Origin of the sequence: Nocardia sp. NPDC006982, from assembly GCF_042869435.1 — a bacterium.
Classification (GTDB): Bacteria; Actinomycetota; Actinomycetes; order Mycobacteriales; family Mycobacteriaceae; genus Nocardia.
In genome coordinates, this window is sequence record NZ_JBIAFV010000006.1 from 455,677 (window position 1) to 470,940 (window position 15,264).

The following is a 15,264-nucleotide window of genomic DNA, read 5'->3' on the forward strand; positions in this document are numbered from 1 at the left end:
GTTACTTATTCGAGATATTCAGAACAAAGTCATCGGCTCGGTCGGAATGGGTGCAGGCAGCGGCTCGAGTTCGGGCAGGCGGGCGCGCACCTCGTCGTGGAAGCGGCGGGCGAGGTGCAGGGAGGAGGCATTGTCGGGGGTATGGATGAAAACCGTTGGTGAGCGGCCCTCGCGCAGCCAAGCGATGACGATGTCGAGCCACGGCTGCCAACCGGCAACTGTGCGGTCGGCCGAATCGCGGCCGTGATAGCGGACGATCGGAAATTCGGTGAGCGCTCGCGTGCGGCGCGGCACCCGCGGTTTCTTCGCCCGCGCCTCGGCCTCCGCGGCGCTCTCGGCGGGTCCTTCGAAAAGCAAAGTGGTATCGAAGGGCACCCATTCGGCGCCCACGCGCGCGAGCACCTGCTCCAATTGCCTTGCGGCGCTGTCATTTTCGAAGAATGCGGGATGCCGGACCTCGACGGCGGATCGGTAGGACTCGGGCAGCGCGCGCAGGAATCCGGCCAGCGTCCCGAGATCGGTCGGACCGAACGATCCCGGCAACTGCACCCACAGCGCATGAATGCGTGGGCCGAGCGGTTCCATCGCATCCAGGAAGGTGCGCAGGTCGGCTTCGGCGCCGTGCAGCCTGCGCTCGTGCGTGATCGGCTTGGGCAGTTTGACGACGAAGCGGAAGTCGGGATCGGTCTGCTTCGCCCACGACGCCACCGTGTTGCGCGTCGGCGTCGCATAGAACGTCGTATTGCCTTCCACCGCGGTGCACCACGAGGCGTAGTGCCGCAAACGCTCGGCCGGAACCGGTTGATATTCCTGCCATGCCGCGTGCGTCCACATCGCACATCCCACGTGAAGCCGCATGACAGGGACGCTAACGCACGTCACGTACGCTGACGGCTCCACCTCCAGCACCTCGGGAAAGAGATCATGACGCGGTTCGAGAACGTCAGTGTGGCCAAGAAGGCCAATGTGTACTTCGACGGCAAGTGCATCAGTCACAGCATCGAGCTGGCCGATGGCACCGCGAAGTCGGTCGGCGTCATCCTGCCGTCCACCCTGACGTTCGATACGGTCAAGCCGGAGATCATGGAGCTGATCCAAGGCGAGTGCAAGGTCACCCTCCCAGGCGAGACCGAAGCCGTGACCTACCGCGGCGGCGAATCGTTCTCGGTGCCGGGCAACAGCTCATTCGAGATCGAGGCGCTCACGACGCTGCACTACGTCTGCCACTTCGGCTGAGCCGGTCAGACGCCGAACGCGCTCGGCACCCAGTGAATCCGCCAGGGCGGTCAGCACATCCGCGCACCCGGCATCGACAGTGAGCGCGGCGAGTTCATCGCCTCGGGTCCGGCCGCGGTTCACGATGGCGACCGGCTTGCCCTGTTTCGCCGCATATCGCACGAACCGCAGCCCGGACATCACCGTCAACGACGATCCCGCCACCAGCAGCGCGTCCGCCGCCTCGACTATTTCGAACGCGGTGGCGACGCGCTCCTTGGGGACGTTCTCCCCGAAGTACACGATGTCCGGCTTGAGCATGCCGCCGCAGCGCGCGCAGTCCACCATCCGGAAATTCGCGGTATCGGCGACCACCGCATCGGCATCGGGGGCCACCTCAACCCCGGTCGCCGTCGCCGATGCCGCGAAACCCGGATTCGCCGCCTCCAACCGCTCGGCCAAGGTCATCCGCGAAATCAGCGCCGCACAGCCGAGGCACCGCACCCGCGCATAGGTTCCGTGCAGATCGATGACCCGCCGATGACCCGCCTTCGTATGCAGCAGATCGACATTCTGCGTAATCAACCCGGTGATGACGTCGGCCCGCTCCAACCGCGCCAACGCCCGATGCGCCGCATTCGGCCGTGACCCGTCCATGGCCCGCCACCCGATGTGGTTGCGCGCCCAATACCGCTGCCGAAACGCCGCGTCCCCCACGAACTGCTGATACGTCATCGGAGTCCGCGCCGGCGACCCCGGCCCCCGATAATCCGGAATCCCGCTGTCGGTCGACACCCCGGCCCCCGTCAGCACCGCGACCCGCCGCCCCGCCAGCAGCTCGCACAACCGGTCGACAGCGGATGCGTCGAATCTGGACATGGAATTCAGAGTAAGCGCAGCCGCCCGGTCGGTGACCCCGGGCGGCGGCGAGAACACTACGTCGGTCCTGATCAGGCCTGGAGGCCGAGCTCGATCTCCAGGGTGAGGGTGATCTTGTCGCCGATCACCGCGCCGCCGTCGGGCAGCGGCATATCGATGGTGATGCCGAAGTCGCGACGGTTGATGACGGTCTTGGCCTCGAAACCGGCGACCGGGCCCTGGCCCATGCCGGGGTTGACGCCCAGGAATTCGACATCGAGGGAGACCGGGCGGGTGGTGCCGCGGATGGTGAACTCACCGTCGACGACGAAATCCTCACCATTGACGCGGAATCCGGTCGACTTGAAGGTGGCCACCGGGAAGTCGGCGGCGTGGAAGAAGTCGGCGGTGCGCAGGTGCGCGTCGCGCTGCTCGTTGTCGGTGGTCACCGACTCGACCAGGATCTCGGCCTCGGCAGAGGCGGTGCCGTCTTCATTGACGACCAGCTTGCCGGAGAAGTCGGCGAAGCGACCGCGGACCTTGCTGACCATCAGGTGACGCACGGTGAATCCGAGGGTGGAGTGGGCGGGATCGATGACCCAGGTGCCTGCGGTCAGATCCTTGGCGGTGGTGGTCGACATTGTTGGTCTCCTCATGTGGTTGATCTTTCAATTACTTGTACATCGAACGAGTATTCAGTTCTGGCATTTCAGGACCGGTGCGCCGTTGCACCGGGGATCAGGTCGGATCGGCGAATTCCGAGATCAGAGTCACTGCGCGACCTCCACGGCGCTGCCCTTGGCACGAGCCGCGACCAATGACGCATGAGTCGGCGCATCCGGGACATGGGCCGGACGCAGTGCGTCGAACTCCTTGCGCAGCACCGGAACTACCTCCGCACCGAGCAGATCGAGTTGCTCCAGCACCGTTTTCAACGGTAGACCGGCGTGGTCCATCAGGAACAGCTGTCGCTGATAGTCGCCGAAGCTTTCCCGGAACGTCATGGTCTTTTCGATCACCTGCTGTGGACTGCCGACGGTCAGCGGCGTCTGCTCGGTGAATTCCTCGAGCGACGGGCCGTGGCCGTAGACCGGCGCGTTGTCGAAGTAGGGCCGGAATTCGCGTACCGCGTCCTGAGAGTTCTTGCGCATGAACACTTGTCCGCCGAGGCCGACAATGGCCTGGTCGGCGGAGCCGTGGCCGTAATGCTCGAAGCGGCGCCGATACAGCTCGATCAGGCGCTGGAAGTGCTCCTTGGGCCAGAAGATATGATTCGCGAAGAAGCCGTCGCCGTAATAGGCGGCCTGCTCGGCGATTTCCGGACTGCGGATCGACCCGTGCCACACGAACGGCGGTACGCCGTCCAGCGGTCGCGGCGTTGCGGTGAACGCCTGCAACGGAGTACGGAATCGGCCCTCCCAGTCGACCACATCCTCGCGCCAAAGCCGGTGCAGCAGATGGTAGTTCTCGACCGCCAGCGGGATGCCTTCGCGAATGTCCTTGCCGAACCATGGGTAGACCGGACCGGTATTGCCGCGGCCGAGCATCAGATCGACGCGACCGTCGGCCAGATGCTGCAGCATGGCGAAGTCCTCGGCGATCTTCACCGGATCATTGGTGGTGATGAGTGTCGTCGCCGTCGACAGCTGCAACCGCTCGGTCTGCGCCGCGATATAGCCGAGCATCGTGGTAGGCGACGACGGCACGAACGGCGGGTTGTGATGCTCGCCGGTGGCGAACACGTCCAGGCCGACCTCTTCGGCCTTGCGCGCGATCGCGACCATCGCCTTGATGCGCTCGTGCTCGGTCGGGGCCCGACCCGTCGTCGGGTCGACCGTCACATCGCCCACCGTGAAGATTCCGAACTGCACCACGCCTCCTCTCGGAAAGTCTGACACCTATTTGGTGGATATGGCAACCAACAGGGCGGTGTCGCCATCTATTCCCGAGGGGTCACTTGCGCAGCCGTGATTCCAGACCGTCCATGACGCAGAGCAGACCGAAATCGAAGGCCATCGCGCGGGCGGTCTGATAATCGGCGGGTTGCATCTTCCGGTAGTCGTCGAGCATCTCCGGATAGTCGGAGGCGAGCTCATCCATGACGTCGAGCACCATTTCCTTGTCGAAACCCTTGTCGCCGAATGCCTTCGCCGCGGTGATCTCCGGGATGACCTGCCCGAGTACATAACTCGTCACGGTGCCACTCGCGAGGTAGATATCGACGCCGGTGAATCCGGCGTCGATAAAGGTGCGGCGCAGTCGATCACTGAGTTCGAAGGCCTTCGGGCCGACGCTCGGCAGGGAGCCGATCAAGGTGGTGACCCAGGTGTGGTCGAGCATGGTGAGCCGGAAGTTGTAGGCGTAGGTCGTGACGACCTCACGCCAGGAGGCCTGGTCCGGATCGGGAATTCGTATCAGACCCCAGATCTCGTCGAGGACTAGTTCGAGCAGTTCATCCTTGTTCGCGACATGCCAGTAGAGGCTGGTCGCGCCCGCATCGAGCTTCGCGCCGAGCTTTCGCATGCTCAGCGCGCCGAGCCCGTCCGCGTCCAATACCTCGATAGCGGCGGCGACGATCTGCTCGCGGCGCAGTCCGGCCGCCTTCGGCTGGCGCGGCTCGCGGGTCCACACCGAGGAGAACTGCTGCTTTGTCACAGCTCCGCCTCGCTAGCGCTCGGCTCCGCTGCGACAAGATGTGCTGTGTCTTCGGTTCCCTCGCTGCGCTCAGTCACAGGGCCAGCATAATTCCCTCGCACATTGTGCGATTCTATCGTACGGTGTTCGAGTGGAATCGAACGTTGTACGAGACCCTCGCCGCTGGTGGATTCTGGGGGTCCTCTGTCTGTCTCTGCTGGTGCTGATGATCGATGGCACTGTGCTCAATATCGCCATTCCGTCTTTGATCCGGGAACTCGACGCGACGCCGTCGGACGTCCAGTGGATCCTCGACGCCTACGTCCTGGTCTTCGCCGGCCTGTTGCTCACCGCGGGCAGCCTGTCCGACCGGTTCGGCCGGCGACGCATGCTGGTGATCGGGTTGGCACTGTTCGGCGCGGCATCGCTTGCGGCAGTGTTGGCCACCGAGCCGTGGCAGGTGGTCGGGGCGCGCGCCCTGATGGGCGTCGGCGGATCGCTGCTCATGCCCTCGACCCTGTCCATCTTGATGACCACCTTCGCCGAGGACGAGCGACGCAAGGCGATGGCGGGCTGGTCCACCGTATCGATGGTCGGCATCGTGCTCGGGCCGACGCTGGGCGGCTTTCTGCTACAGCACTATTGGTGGGGTTCGGTGTTCCTGCTGAATATCCCGGTCGCGGTGCTCGCGATTGTCGCCGCGCTGGTGCTGATGCCGGAATCCACCGGTGAGCAGCGGCCGGTCGACCTGATCGGCGTGCTGCTGTCCATCGTCGCACTCACCTCGACGGTCTACGTGATCATCGAGCGCGAGTGGAACATTCCGATGATCGGACTCGCCGTGGTCACCGGGTTGGCGTTCGTGGTCTGGGAAAGCCGGTCGGCGCATCCGATGCTGCCGCTGGCGGTGTTCCGCAATCGCGATTTCACCGGCACCTGCTGCACGCTGCTGCTGATGGTGTTCGGTATGGGCGCGATCATGCTGATGCTCACCCAGTACCTGCAGTTCGTACTCGGCTACGGGCCGATGAAGGCGGGGCTGGCGCTGCTGCCGTATGCGGTGGCCGCCGCGGTGTGCAACGGTCTCGGCGCCACGCTGGGCAAGAAGTTGAGCAATAAGACGCTTATCGTCGCCGGTCTGCTCGTCATGGGCGGGGCGTTCGCGATCCTGGCCGTCGGTTCCGGATATTTGGCGGTCCTGGCCAGCATGCTGGTCATGGGGATCGGCGGGGGTCTGGCGGGTCCGGCCGCGTATGCCGCGATCATGAGCGCCATTCCGCTCGAGCATGCGGGCGTCGGCTCGGCCATGAACGACACGCTGCAGCAGGTCGGCATGGCGATCAGCATCGCGATCCTGGGAAGCGTACTGGCCGGTGTGTTCACGTCGCATATGCCCGAAGACGTACCCGATGCGGCACGTGAATCCATCGGCGCCGCATTCCAACTCGGATATGTCGAACCGGCCAAGGAAGCGTTCACCGATGCCATGTCGACCGGCGCGTGGATCAGTGCGGGCTTCAGCATCGCTGCAGCACTACTCGGTTTGCTACTGCTGCGGACACGGCCCGCGCCGCAGGTCGACACACCGGAGGAAGTAACCGTGTCATAGCTGGCATCGATTTTTCGCTCCGAATCCGCTCGCCTCGCACCGCAGGCTCGGCTAGGCTCCCCTCGACCTCCTTGCCGCGCATACGAGTACATTGCACGGGGAGTTGCTCGAGCAGGCGAGTCGAGCCTGCACGGGGCGTTGCGAAGAGCGAATAATCTGATGACTGAACGGAATAACCGAATGAAGCTTTGCGATAGCACTGCGGCGGCGATCCTTGTCATCGGTGCCGTGACCTTGGGCGCCGGAGTTTCGCATGCCGAGCCGGTTGCCGCGCCCCCGCGGCAGGACATCACCTACTCGGTCAAGCTAGTCGACAAGACGGTGGTGGCCAGCGTGCGCAACGGCACCTTCACCCTGTCCAAGGCGGCGGAAAGCGAGCTCGCGGCCGGCGGCGACGGGCGGCTGGTCGACAAGGACGGCACGCTGGTCGATAAAGACGGCAAGGCCGCCGATATCGCCGATGTGGTCGATGTCGTCGATCTGGCCGACACCGACGGTCACGTCGTCCTTACGCTGCCACTGCGGTTCCGGGCGGCCGATACCGACATTCCGGTCAAGCCGGTGGTCGAAAAGGACGGCACGGTACTGGAACTGGCGCCGCAGAAGCCCGCCGGACTCGACATCTCGCAGCCACTGGCCATCAAGCCGGTCGCATCGATGGCCGAAAACAACCGTGCCCGTGATGAATTCGCCACGCAGTTCGGTCTGGCCACGGCGATCGGCGGCTTCGTCGGCACCGCAATCGGCGCGGTCGTCGGATGTGTCGCCACCATTGCCGCCGGCTGCATCCTCGGCTTGACCACCGGCGCCGCACTCGGCGGGATCATCGGCACGGTCGTCATCGGCGGACCGGTCCTGATCGCCTCCGGCGTGGATTACGTCAACACGATGATGTCTCCGGACGGCACCACCCGGTTCGCGGACAAGACGACGACCCAACCCGTGCCGCCCGCACCGAAGTAGTTCCGCAGAACTGACTCCCTCACCCGCAGAAGGCACCGTCTACCAGGCTGTCCATGGCGCCCTTGTAGCCGAGGCCGAACAGGGGTGGGACTTGGTTGAGGCTGACGGTTATCGCGCGGTTGGGGGTGTAGCCGCCGAAGACGAAGAAGCCGTCCATGGCGCCGCCGTGGCTCCAGATATCGATGCCGCAGGCGTTGGTGCGGTGGTACAGGCCGAGGCCGACATCGTCGGGGAGGGCTGGGTCGCCGCCGTGGACGGTGTGCTGCATTTCGGCGAGTTCGGTTGGGCGAAGCAGTTTTCCGGAGAGAAGGGCGGTGAAGAAGCGGTTCAGGTCGGCATCGGTGGAGACGAGCGCGCCATCGGCCAGGCCCCAGCCCGGGTCGATATCGGTGATGTCGACCTGGGCGCCGTTGAAGATCTGATATGCGCGCGGGTGTGGACCGCGAATCACGTTCTCCTGCGGGAATGCGGGCCAATAGGTGTCTTGGAGATCCAGCGGGATCAGGATCCGGGAGGTCACCTCGACGCCCAGCGGCCGTCCCGTGACCTGCTCGATCAGTTTTCCGGCCAGCAGGTAATTGGTATTGGAGTAGCTGAAACGCGAGCCGGGCGCGAACAGCGCGGGCATATCCAAACCGAGTCGGATCAGCTGATCCGCTGTTTGGTACCGCTGCAATGCCTCGACCGACCCCCAGTCCAATCGAACGAGATAGTCCGGAATACCGCTGGTGTGCTGCAACAGATTTCGGACGGTGATCAGATTCCCGTCGCCGCCGGGGCCGCGCACCACACCGGGCAGATAACGCTCGATCGGAGCGTCCAGCTCGACTCGCCCCTCCCCCACCAACTGCAGCACGACGGTCGCCACGAATGTCTTGGTATTGCTGGCGATCCGAATCTGTGCGTCATCCGGGAACGGAGCGCCCGTCGCGAGATCGCCAACGCCGCTATTGATCTGAGTCGCGTCGCCGTCGGCGGTCACGACCAGCTGCGCCCCTGGAACGAAAGCCGAACGGACCAGGTCATCCAGCCTGGCTTGCAGCACTTGGGGGTGCACTGTGGCCGGTTCGGCCGAGGACGCCGCGAGATGCGGCAGCGAAATCATCAGTGCGGCAACCAAAGCCGTCGCTACATTGAACCACCGCATCCATCCTCCTTCGTCGCGAACCGCTCGGCCGCGCGTCGTTGGTCGGAACGTCCTGTCGGATCAGCCGTTATAGGACACTTGCGGTGTCCAGTCGTCGAGGGGGCGGACGGCGGCGGCGTGCAATGCCGCGGCGACCCGCTCCCGGGTGAACGCACCTTCGCCGAGCACACCATTGATATGCACCGCGACGGCGCGGAAACCGTCGGGCGCCATAGTGGTGTCCAGGCTGGTGACGAGATTTCGCACCGCCGCCTTCTGCACACCGAGCGATGCCGCCTCATGCCAGGGCTTATCCGCCGCCGCGCTCCCTGTGACGAGCACGCGCGCACCGGGGGCGAAGAACGGCCGCGCGGCCTGCACCGCGGGCAGCAGCGCCGCGGCGCCGATCGTGAAGTCCTCGATCAACTCCGCGACCGTCAACCGCAGCGGATCCGCCTGCCGGAAGATGCTCGGGTTGAAATGCAGCACGTCGATGCGCCCGTGCCGCTCGCCCACCTCGGTCACAACTCGACTGACATCGTCGGGATCGGCCAGATCCACACCGACACCTTCGGCATCGAAACCTTCGCCCAGCAATTCCTTGGCCAACGGCTCGGCCTCTGCGCCGAGCCGGCATGCCAGCACCACTACATACCCGTCGCGCGCGAAAAGACGGCCGACGGACAGCCCGACGCCGGGACCGGCACCGAGGACGAGCAACACGGGAGCAGCCATATTTACAAGACTAGATCGTCAATCTGCGCAGATCACAATGTCCGATTCTTGCCTGCCTCGAGCGGCGTCGGTAACACTGGGAAGGTTGAGCAGGCGCTTTCGAGTGACCTGCACGCAGTCACTAGCGGGTGCAACTAGTCGTCAGCGGGTATGACCCGGACATGCGCTGTGTCGTGACCCGAGGTCGTGACCCGAGACGAAAGCTGAGGCGGCGAGAATGACCCGGGACCTAGGCCGCCGCCATGGATGACGACACCGTCGAGCTTCCCAAAATCACCGAGACTCGCCCCTCCGGGAACCGGCGAGCAGCGCACCGACGAGCGGAACCGAAACCCCATCGCGCGCGCAAAGCGGCAAAGATCGCGATGCGCGTCCTGACATCGATCGCCGCTCTCGCCGTTGTGTCCGGCACCGGATTCGCCTGGTCTGCCAAGAACGAATTCGACAGCGGCTTCACCCACACCGACGCGATCGGCAAGGACGCACCGCGCTCACTCGGCGGCGATCTGAATATCCTGCTGATCGGCCTGGATACCCGCAAGGACCTCGACGGCAACGACTTACCGAAGGCGATCCTGGACCAGTTGCACGCCGGCGACGGCGACAACGGCGGCTACAACGCGAATTCGCTGATCCTGCTGCATATTCCCGCGGATATGCACAAGATCGTCGCGTTCTCCATTCCGCGCGACGACTATGTCGCGGTCTCCGGCATTCCGGGCTACGACCACGCCAAGATCAAGGAGGCCTACGGGCTGAAGAAGGCCGCCACCGAGACCAAGCTGGAAAACTCGGGCATGAAGGACAAGCTGGCCCTGGAACGCGCCGGCCGCGAGGCGGGACGGGCATCGATCGTGCAGACCGTGCGCAATCTGGTCGGCGTCCCCATCGACCGCTTCGCCGAAATCTCGCTCGTCGGCTTCTACGATCTGGCCGATAAGCTCGGCGGCGTCGATGTCTGCCTCAACCACGCGGTCAACGACAGCTACTACTCCGGCGCCGTCTTCCCCGCGGGGCCACAGCATCTCGATGCCGCCAATGCGCTGTCCTTCGTGCGGCAACGCCACGGATTGGAGAACGGCGACCTCGACCGCACCCACCGCCAGCAGGCCTTCCTGACCTCGGTCGCCAAATCGCTGAAGGACGCAGGCACGCTGACCAACTTCAGCAAGCTCTCCGGACTCATGGATGTGGCGCACCGCGATGTCGTGCTGTCCGACGGCTGGAACCTGCTCGACTTCGCCCGCGACCTCGGTTCGGCGGGCTCGATCTCGGTCGAATTCCGGACGCTGCCGGTGCTGCGCTACGACAATATCGACGGTCAGGACGTCAATATCGTCGATCCGGCGGCCATCAAGAAGGAAGTGCGTGCCGCCTTCGGCATCGAAACCACGCCGACCACCTCGACGCGCACCCCGACCAGCATCGTCGACGTCCGCAATGCGAGCGGATACACCGGCCGGGCCGCCCAGCTCTCCACCGCTCTCACCAAGCGCGGCTATACGGCGGGCACGCTGGACAGCGTCACCACCCGCGCCACCTCCACCATCACCTACGGCACCGGCGCCGAGACCGACGCCGCGCAGCTGGGCGACATCCTCGGCCTCACCGCGACCGCATCGCCGAGTGTCGAACCCGGCCACATCAGCGTGGTCGTCGGCGCCGATTTCACCATGCCCACCGAACTCGTGCCGACCACCAGCGCGTCCGCGACCACCACCTCCGTCACACCCGCACCCGATGCGGGCAAGCCGGTCGCGACCACGATCGGCAGCAGCGTGCCCTGCGTCAACTGAGGCCGAATGTTCGCGCAGGTCACACCCGCGGCGGCGAACCCCGCCCGAAATGGCCGGTAAACTACGGCACGGGCCAGTACGTCATAGGTGCGCCGCAGGGAACGCACGGCGAAACACAGGAGAGTCATGTCGAGTCGCCGCTTCCGGTGGAGAGCAGCTGCGGGTTTTGCATTGGTGATGATGTTGCTCGTCGCCGGATGTTCATCGAAGTCGGAAGCGCCGACCACCCAGGCCGGACCGCCGCCGCCCCCGATCGTCATCACGCCGGGCGGTGGCAACAATGTCGATCCGCTCGCGCCGGTCGTGGTGACCGCGAACGACGGCATGCTCACCTCGGTGAAACTCACCAATGAGGCGGGCCGTTCGATCGAGGGCATCTACACCCCGGACAAGACGGCGTGGAAGCCCGTCGATCCACTGGGCTATGGGCACACCTACACGATCAGCGCCGAAAGCCTCACCATCACCGGCCGCGTCGGGCCGACCACCTCGACCTTCAGCACGCTGGCGCCGAACAACCAGACCAAGGTCTATATGACCACCACCGGCGGCACACCGCTGACCGACGGCGGCACCTTCGGTGTCGGCACCGTCGTGGTCGCCCATTTCGACGAGGACGTCCCGGATAAGGCCGTTGCCGAGAAGCGGCTCTCGGTGACGACCAACCCGCCGGTCGAGGGTTCCTGGTACTGGCTCGACAAGCGCAACGCGCACTGGCGGCCGCAGCAGTACTTCGCACCGGGCACCAAGGTGACCGCCGCGGCCAATATCTACGGCGCGGATCTCGGCGGTGGTCTCTACGGCCAAGAGGACACCAAGACCACCTTCACCATCGGCCCGTCGCATGTCTCCATCGCCGATGACAACACCAAACAGGTGCAGGTCTTCGAGAACGGCAATCTGATCCGCACCATGCCCACCTCGATGGGAAGGGGCGGCAGCGAGGTCATCGGGGGGAAGACGCTGACCTTCTGGACCCAGCCGGGCATCTACACCGTGATGGACAAGGGCAATCCGGTGATCATGGACTCCTCCACCTACGGCCTGCCGGTCAATTCCCGGCTCGGCTACAAGGAGGCCATCGGCTGGGCCACCCGCATCAGCACCGACGGCATCTATCTGCACCAGCTCGATTCCACGGTCTGGGCGCAGGGCAGCCAGAACCTCTCGCACGGCTGTCTGAACCTGAGCCTCGCGAATGCCCAGTGGTTCTACAATTTTGCGATTCCGGGCGATGTGGTCGAGGTCCGCAATACCGGCGGCGCACCGCTCGAGGTCTGGCAGAACGGGGACTGGGGCGTGCCCTGGGATGAATGGCTCCAGGGCAGCGCGCTGCACTGAGTCTTTGTCGCCCGGAAAGAATTTCCGGGCGAAAGTTCCAGGTGTGGCAGAATCGTCGGCATTATGACCGTCTTGACCAGCGCTTCTCCGGACCGATTGCCCCGAGGGCCGCATCGCTTGACCCGGGACGAAGTCGTGACGTCACAGCGCGAGCGGCTATATATCGCCGCACTGGAGGCGGTCGCCGAACTCGGTTACGGCCCGACCACGATCACCGATATCGTCGGTCGGGCCCGGGTGGCCCGGCGCACGTTCTACGGGCTGTTCGAGAGCAAAGAGGAATGCTTCACCGCCGCTTTCGATTTCGCGGTCGAGACGATCACCCGCGAGCTCGACCGGGTGGTCACCGAATCCGGCGCCGACGCCTTCGACGAGTTGGTGCGCACCACTCTGGAGACCTACCTGGAGTTCCTCGCGGCCGAGCCCGCCGCCGCGCGGGCGCTGCATATCGAGACCCTCGCCGCCGGACCGGGGCTCATAGCGCGGCGGGCCCGCACGCATCGGATGTTCGGCTACCGAATGATCGCGGCGGCCCGAATCGGTGTGCGCGCAGGCGAGCTTCGCACCGAACCCGATCCGGGGCTCCTCGACGTCCTGCTCGGCGGTATCGACGATCGTGTCCGCGCCACGCTGATCGAATCCGGCCCGCACCACCTACCGGCCTTGGCTCCCACCCTCACCCGCGCCGCCCTACTCCTACTGGGCTCCGGCCCAACCTGACCGCCGCCTCGCCGAAGGTAGTCGAAAGGCGGCCCGCGCCCGCTTCGTGAGCGACCGTTCGACTACCGTCGAATCACTGCGGCGCGGGGTTGAGTGGGACGTTGAGCCAGCTGGGCTGGTTCGGGTCGAGGTCGATGTGCTGGGGGCGCAATCCGCTCTCATTCAGCAAGGGGCGCAAGGGAAGACTGCTCGGGAAGTTTCCGGCGAAGATGTCGACCCGCAGCCGGTGCCCCGGTTGCAGCACGCCGTCTGTGGCGAACATGCCGATATCGATGACCGTCGGCTGGCCCGGCACGATCGGTTCGCGGGTGTCCAGGGTCAGATAGGGGTACGGGTCGGTGTAGTCGCCGTTGGCCGAGCGGGTGGCTTTGCTCTCGTCGACCGCGCGCAGGGATGCGGTGCGCTGGCCGTGTGTCCATTGAGTCGAACGTCCGTCCGGCGCAACGTCGTTCAACGTCACGGTCCAGTAGCCGTCGGTGGCGTCCATCACGGTATTGAGGTGTATCGCGATCGGGCCGGAGATCTGCGTCGGGACGGCGACCGGCGCGCTGGTGAACGTCAAACCGTTCGTCTCGGCGATCCGAGAATCCTTGGTGCAGATATCCGGAAGCGGCAGGATGCCCGCCGTACCCTGTGCACCGTCGCGTGAGCAGAGGGTGGTCAGGCCGGGCGCGATCGTAACCCGCGCGGGTCCACCCGGCTGCGCGGCGAGGCTGCCGTCGTAGACGCTGCCCGGCGCGGTACCGGAGGCCGCCGCGTTCAAATACATACGGCGGTAATCCATATCGGGCCGCGGGAAGGCCGAGGTGTGGGTCCAGCCGCCGCCCTGCTGCCACAGGGTGACCTGGTCGTAGTCATCGATGCCGTTGTCGATGCCCTTGAGCCACTTGTCGAACCATGCGCGCTGCAATACATCCAGGGCCGCCGGTCCGTCGGCGTCACCCATGCCCGAGCCGGTGGTGATGTGATAGTTGTTGTCCATCACCAGCTTCTTCTGGCTGTCGGGCACATTGATCGCGTTGTAGACCCGCGGCGAAGAATAGGCGAAGATGTCCTGCCAGCCGCCATAGACGAAGGTCGGCACATCGATGCGATCGGGATGTCCGATCCAGGCTGTGCGCAACGGGCTTTGATCATCGAGCACCGAATACATTTCGGGCGGAATCTGATCCATGCTCTGGGTGCCCAGCGCCATGATGATCATATTGAAGAAGGTGAACGGGTCACGGACCCGATCCGCCAGCCAGGTCCAGTCGAACTTGCCCGCCAGCATCGACACCACGTCGGGAATCAACTTCGTGCCGTCGACGGCGAGCAGCCATTCCGGGATGAACCCGATGCCGAGTGCGCCACCGGGTGCGGCCACGTCACGGATCAGATCGCTGCCCGGCACGATCGGGAAGATCGCCTGCAGCGCAGCGGGTCTGCGCTCCGCGGTCTGCAACTGGTTGATGGCCGAATAGGAGATCCCGCTCATGCCGATCTTGCCGTTGGACCACGGCTGTGCCGCCGCCCAGTCGACGACCTCGACGCCGTCCTGCTGCTCGCGATCACCGAACACCTGCCAGGTGCCCTCGGAGAAGCCCGTGCCGCGCACGTCGACGACCACCTGGGTGTAGCCGCTCTGCACCAGTTTGCGATCCACAGCGAAGGTGCGCGCGGCGCCGCCCGCCAATGCCTGTGCCAGATCGCTGATTCCGCTCAGGCCGTAAGCCGAGAGATCGAAGCCGTGCAGCGCCTGCATCAGCGGCTCGGCCAGGCCGGGGATGGCCAGCACGGAGTCGGCGATATTCGCCACCAACTTGGTGTAGGGCGTGAGGTTCACGATGGTCGGCGTCGGCTCGACGATCGGCCGGCCGGAGGCGTCGGCCGGGTGATACACATTCGCCTTCAGCACCGTGCCGTCACTCATGGTGATCGGGATGTCCCAGTCGATGTAGACATTCGGATACTGTTGCGGCCCCGCATGAGTCGCGGTCAATTGCGCATCGAGGCCGAGCGTGGCCTGGGTCGGCGCGGCGGCGACCACGGCTCCGGCAAACACGGTGAAGGTGGCTATCGCAGCAGCCACCGCCTTAATCGGACGTCGACGTCGGATCATGCTTGCCAAACCCTCCCGGCAATGAGGAACTACCCCGTTCCCATCAACGATTGGGTACAGTAACGTGCATCACCGTTGGTCCGCAACCATGAGTCACTACAACGCCCTGTACAGCACACCTTGGACCGTGGACAGCAGTTAAGTTGCCAGGCATTCTGCCCGAACC

14 protein-coding genes are annotated in these 15,264 nt (G+C 65.0%); 6 read left to right on the forward strand and 8 right to left on the reverse strand.

Going from position 1 to position 15,264, the window contains the following annotated elements:
* Positions 1–18 precede the first annotated feature (18 nt).
* Complete coding sequence (locus tag ACFYOW_RS26235) at positions 19–858, reverse strand: DUF72 domain-containing protein (RefSeq protein WP_387292136.1); 840 nt, start codon at positions 856–858, stop codon at positions 19–21.
* A gap of 66 nt (positions 859–924) precedes the next feature.
* Here ACFYOW_RS26235 and ACFYOW_RS26240 point away from each other — a divergent pair, with 66 nt between their 5' ends.
* Complete coding sequence (locus ACFYOW_RS26240) at positions 925–1,236, forward strand: pyrimidine/purine nucleoside phosphorylase (protein ID WP_387292138.1); 312 nt, start codon at positions 925–927, stop codon at positions 1,234–1,236.
* Here ACFYOW_RS26240 and ACFYOW_RS26245 read toward each other — a convergent pair.
* The 4 genes from ACFYOW_RS26245 to ACFYOW_RS26260 form a co-directional block, all read right to left on the reverse strand.
* A complete protein-coding gene (locus tag ACFYOW_RS26245; protein ID WP_387292140.1) occupies positions 1,183–2,094 on the reverse strand; it encodes an NAD-dependent protein deacetylase in 912 nt (303 codons plus the stop codon). The genes ACFYOW_RS26240 and ACFYOW_RS26245 overlap by 54 nt on opposite strands.
* A gap of 71 nt (positions 2,095–2,165) precedes the next feature.
* Complete coding sequence (locus ACFYOW_RS26250) at positions 2,166–2,714, reverse strand: YceI family protein (RefSeq protein ID WP_357479410.1); 549 nt, start codon at positions 2,712–2,714, stop codon at positions 2,166–2,168.
* A gap of 129 nt (positions 2,715–2,843) precedes the next feature.
* A complete protein-coding gene (locus tag ACFYOW_RS26255) occupies positions 2,844–3,944 on the reverse strand; it encodes an LLM class flavin-dependent oxidoreductase (protein ID WP_387292142.1) in 1,101 nt (366 codons plus the stop codon).
* A gap of 82 nt (positions 3,945–4,026) precedes the next feature.
* On the reverse strand, positions 4,027–4,728 hold the full coding sequence (locus ACFYOW_RS26260; RefSeq protein WP_387292144.1) for a TetR/AcrR family transcriptional regulator C-terminal domain-containing protein: 702 nt from the start codon (positions 4,726–4,728) through the stop codon (positions 4,027–4,029).
* A gap of 130 nt (positions 4,729–4,858) precedes the next feature.
* Between ACFYOW_RS26260 and ACFYOW_RS26265 the strand changes: the two genes are divergently transcribed.
* Both ACFYOW_RS26265 and ACFYOW_RS26270 read left to right on the forward strand, forming a co-directional pair.
* Entirely contained in the window at positions 4,859–6,316 is a 1,458-nt protein-coding gene (locus ACFYOW_RS26265) for an MFS transporter (protein ID WP_387292146.1), read from the forward strand.
* A 180-nt stretch (positions 6,317–6,496) separates the two neighbouring features.
* Complete coding sequence (locus ACFYOW_RS26270) at positions 6,497–7,279, forward strand: hypothetical protein (protein WP_387292148.1); 783 nt, start codon at positions 6,497–6,499, stop codon at positions 7,277–7,279.
* A 19-nt stretch (positions 7,280–7,298) separates the two neighbouring features.
* On the opposite strand, the gene ACFYOW_RS26275 is transcribed toward ACFYOW_RS26270, so the two are convergent.
* Both ACFYOW_RS26275 and ACFYOW_RS26280 read right to left on the reverse strand, forming a co-directional pair.
* Positions 7,299–8,426 (reverse strand): serine hydrolase domain-containing protein, encoded by a 1,128-nt coding sequence (locus tag ACFYOW_RS26275; RefSeq protein ID WP_387292150.1) that lies wholly within the window; start codon positions 8,424–8,426, stop codon positions 7,299–7,301.
* Between the two features lie 60 nt (positions 8,427–8,486).
* Positions 8,487–9,140, reverse strand: a complete 654-nt coding sequence (locus tag ACFYOW_RS26280; protein WP_387292152.1) for an SDR family NAD(P)-dependent oxidoreductase — start codon at positions 9,138–9,140, stop codon at positions 8,487–8,489.
* A 242-nt stretch (positions 9,141–9,382) separates the two neighbouring features.
* Between ACFYOW_RS26280 and ACFYOW_RS26285 the strand changes: the two genes are divergently transcribed.
* The 3 genes from ACFYOW_RS26285 (at position 9,383) to ACFYOW_RS26295 (ending at position 12,997) form a co-directional block, all read left to right on the forward strand.
* Complete coding sequence (locus ACFYOW_RS26285; RefSeq protein WP_387292154.1) at positions 9,383–10,936, forward strand: LCP family protein; 1,554 nt, start codon at positions 9,383–9,385, stop codon at positions 10,934–10,936.
* A gap of 126 nt (positions 10,937–11,062) precedes the next feature.
* Positions 11,063–12,277, forward strand: coding sequence for an Ig-like domain-containing protein (locus ACFYOW_RS26290; RefSeq protein ID WP_387292156.1), 1,215 nt, complete (start codon positions 11,063–11,065; stop codon positions 12,275–12,277).
* 63 nt (positions 12,278–12,340) lie between these two features.
* A complete protein-coding gene (locus tag ACFYOW_RS26295) occupies positions 12,341–12,997 on the forward strand; it encodes a TetR/AcrR family transcriptional regulator (RefSeq protein ID WP_387292158.1) in 657 nt (218 codons plus the stop codon).
* 73 nt (positions 12,998–13,070) lie between these two features.
* Here ACFYOW_RS26295 and ACFYOW_RS26300 read toward each other — a convergent pair whose 3' ends face one another.
* A complete protein-coding gene (locus tag ACFYOW_RS26300; protein ID WP_387292160.1) occupies positions 13,071–15,098 on the reverse strand; it encodes a CocE/NonD family hydrolase in 2,028 nt (675 codons plus the stop codon).
* Positions 15,099–15,264: the final 166 nt, after the last annotated feature.

Excerpts from the sequence above, each read along its gene's own strand:
- ACFYOW_RS26240 (WP_387292138.1), top strand. The coding sequence starts at position 925 with ATGACGCGGTTCGAGAACGTCAGTGTGGCCAAGAAGGCCAATGTGTAC.
- ACFYOW_RS26285 (WP_387292154.1), top strand. The coding sequence starts at position 9,383 with ATGGATGACGACACCGTCGAGCTTCCCAAAATCACCGAGACTCGCCCC.
- ACFYOW_RS26250 (WP_357479410.1), bottom strand. The coding sequence starts at position 2,714 with ATGTCGACCACCACCGCCAAGGATCTGACCGCAGGCACCTGGGTCATC.
- ACFYOW_RS26245 (WP_387292140.1), bottom strand. The coding sequence starts at position 2,094 with ATGTCCAGATTCGACGCATCCGCTGTCGACCGGTTGTGCGAGCTGCTG.
- ACFYOW_RS26235 (WP_387292136.1), bottom strand. The coding sequence starts at position 858 with ATGCGGCTTCACGTGGGATGTGCGATGTGGACGCACGCGGCATGGCAG.
- ACFYOW_RS26290 (WP_387292156.1), top strand. The coding sequence starts at position 11,063 with ATGTCGAGTCGCCGCTTCCGGTGGAGAGCAGCTGCGGGTTTTGCATTG.
- ACFYOW_RS26300 (WP_387292160.1), bottom strand. The coding sequence starts at position 15,098 with ATGATCCGACGTCGACGTCCGATTAAGGCGGTGGCTGCTGCGATAGCC.
- ACFYOW_RS26270 (WP_387292148.1), top strand. The coding sequence starts at position 6,497 with ATGAAGCTTTGCGATAGCACTGCGGCGGCGATCCTTGTCATCGGTGCC.
- ACFYOW_RS26275 (WP_387292150.1), bottom strand. The coding sequence starts at position 8,426 with ATGCGGTGGTTCAATGTAGCGACGGCTTTGGTTGCCGCACTGATGATT.
- ACFYOW_RS26280 (WP_387292152.1), bottom strand. The coding sequence starts at position 9,140 with ATGGCTGCTCCCGTGTTGCTCGTCCTCGGTGCCGGTCCCGGCGTCGGG.
- ACFYOW_RS26295 (WP_387292158.1), top strand. The coding sequence starts at position 12,341 with ATGACCGTCTTGACCAGCGCTTCTCCGGACCGATTGCCCCGAGGGCCG.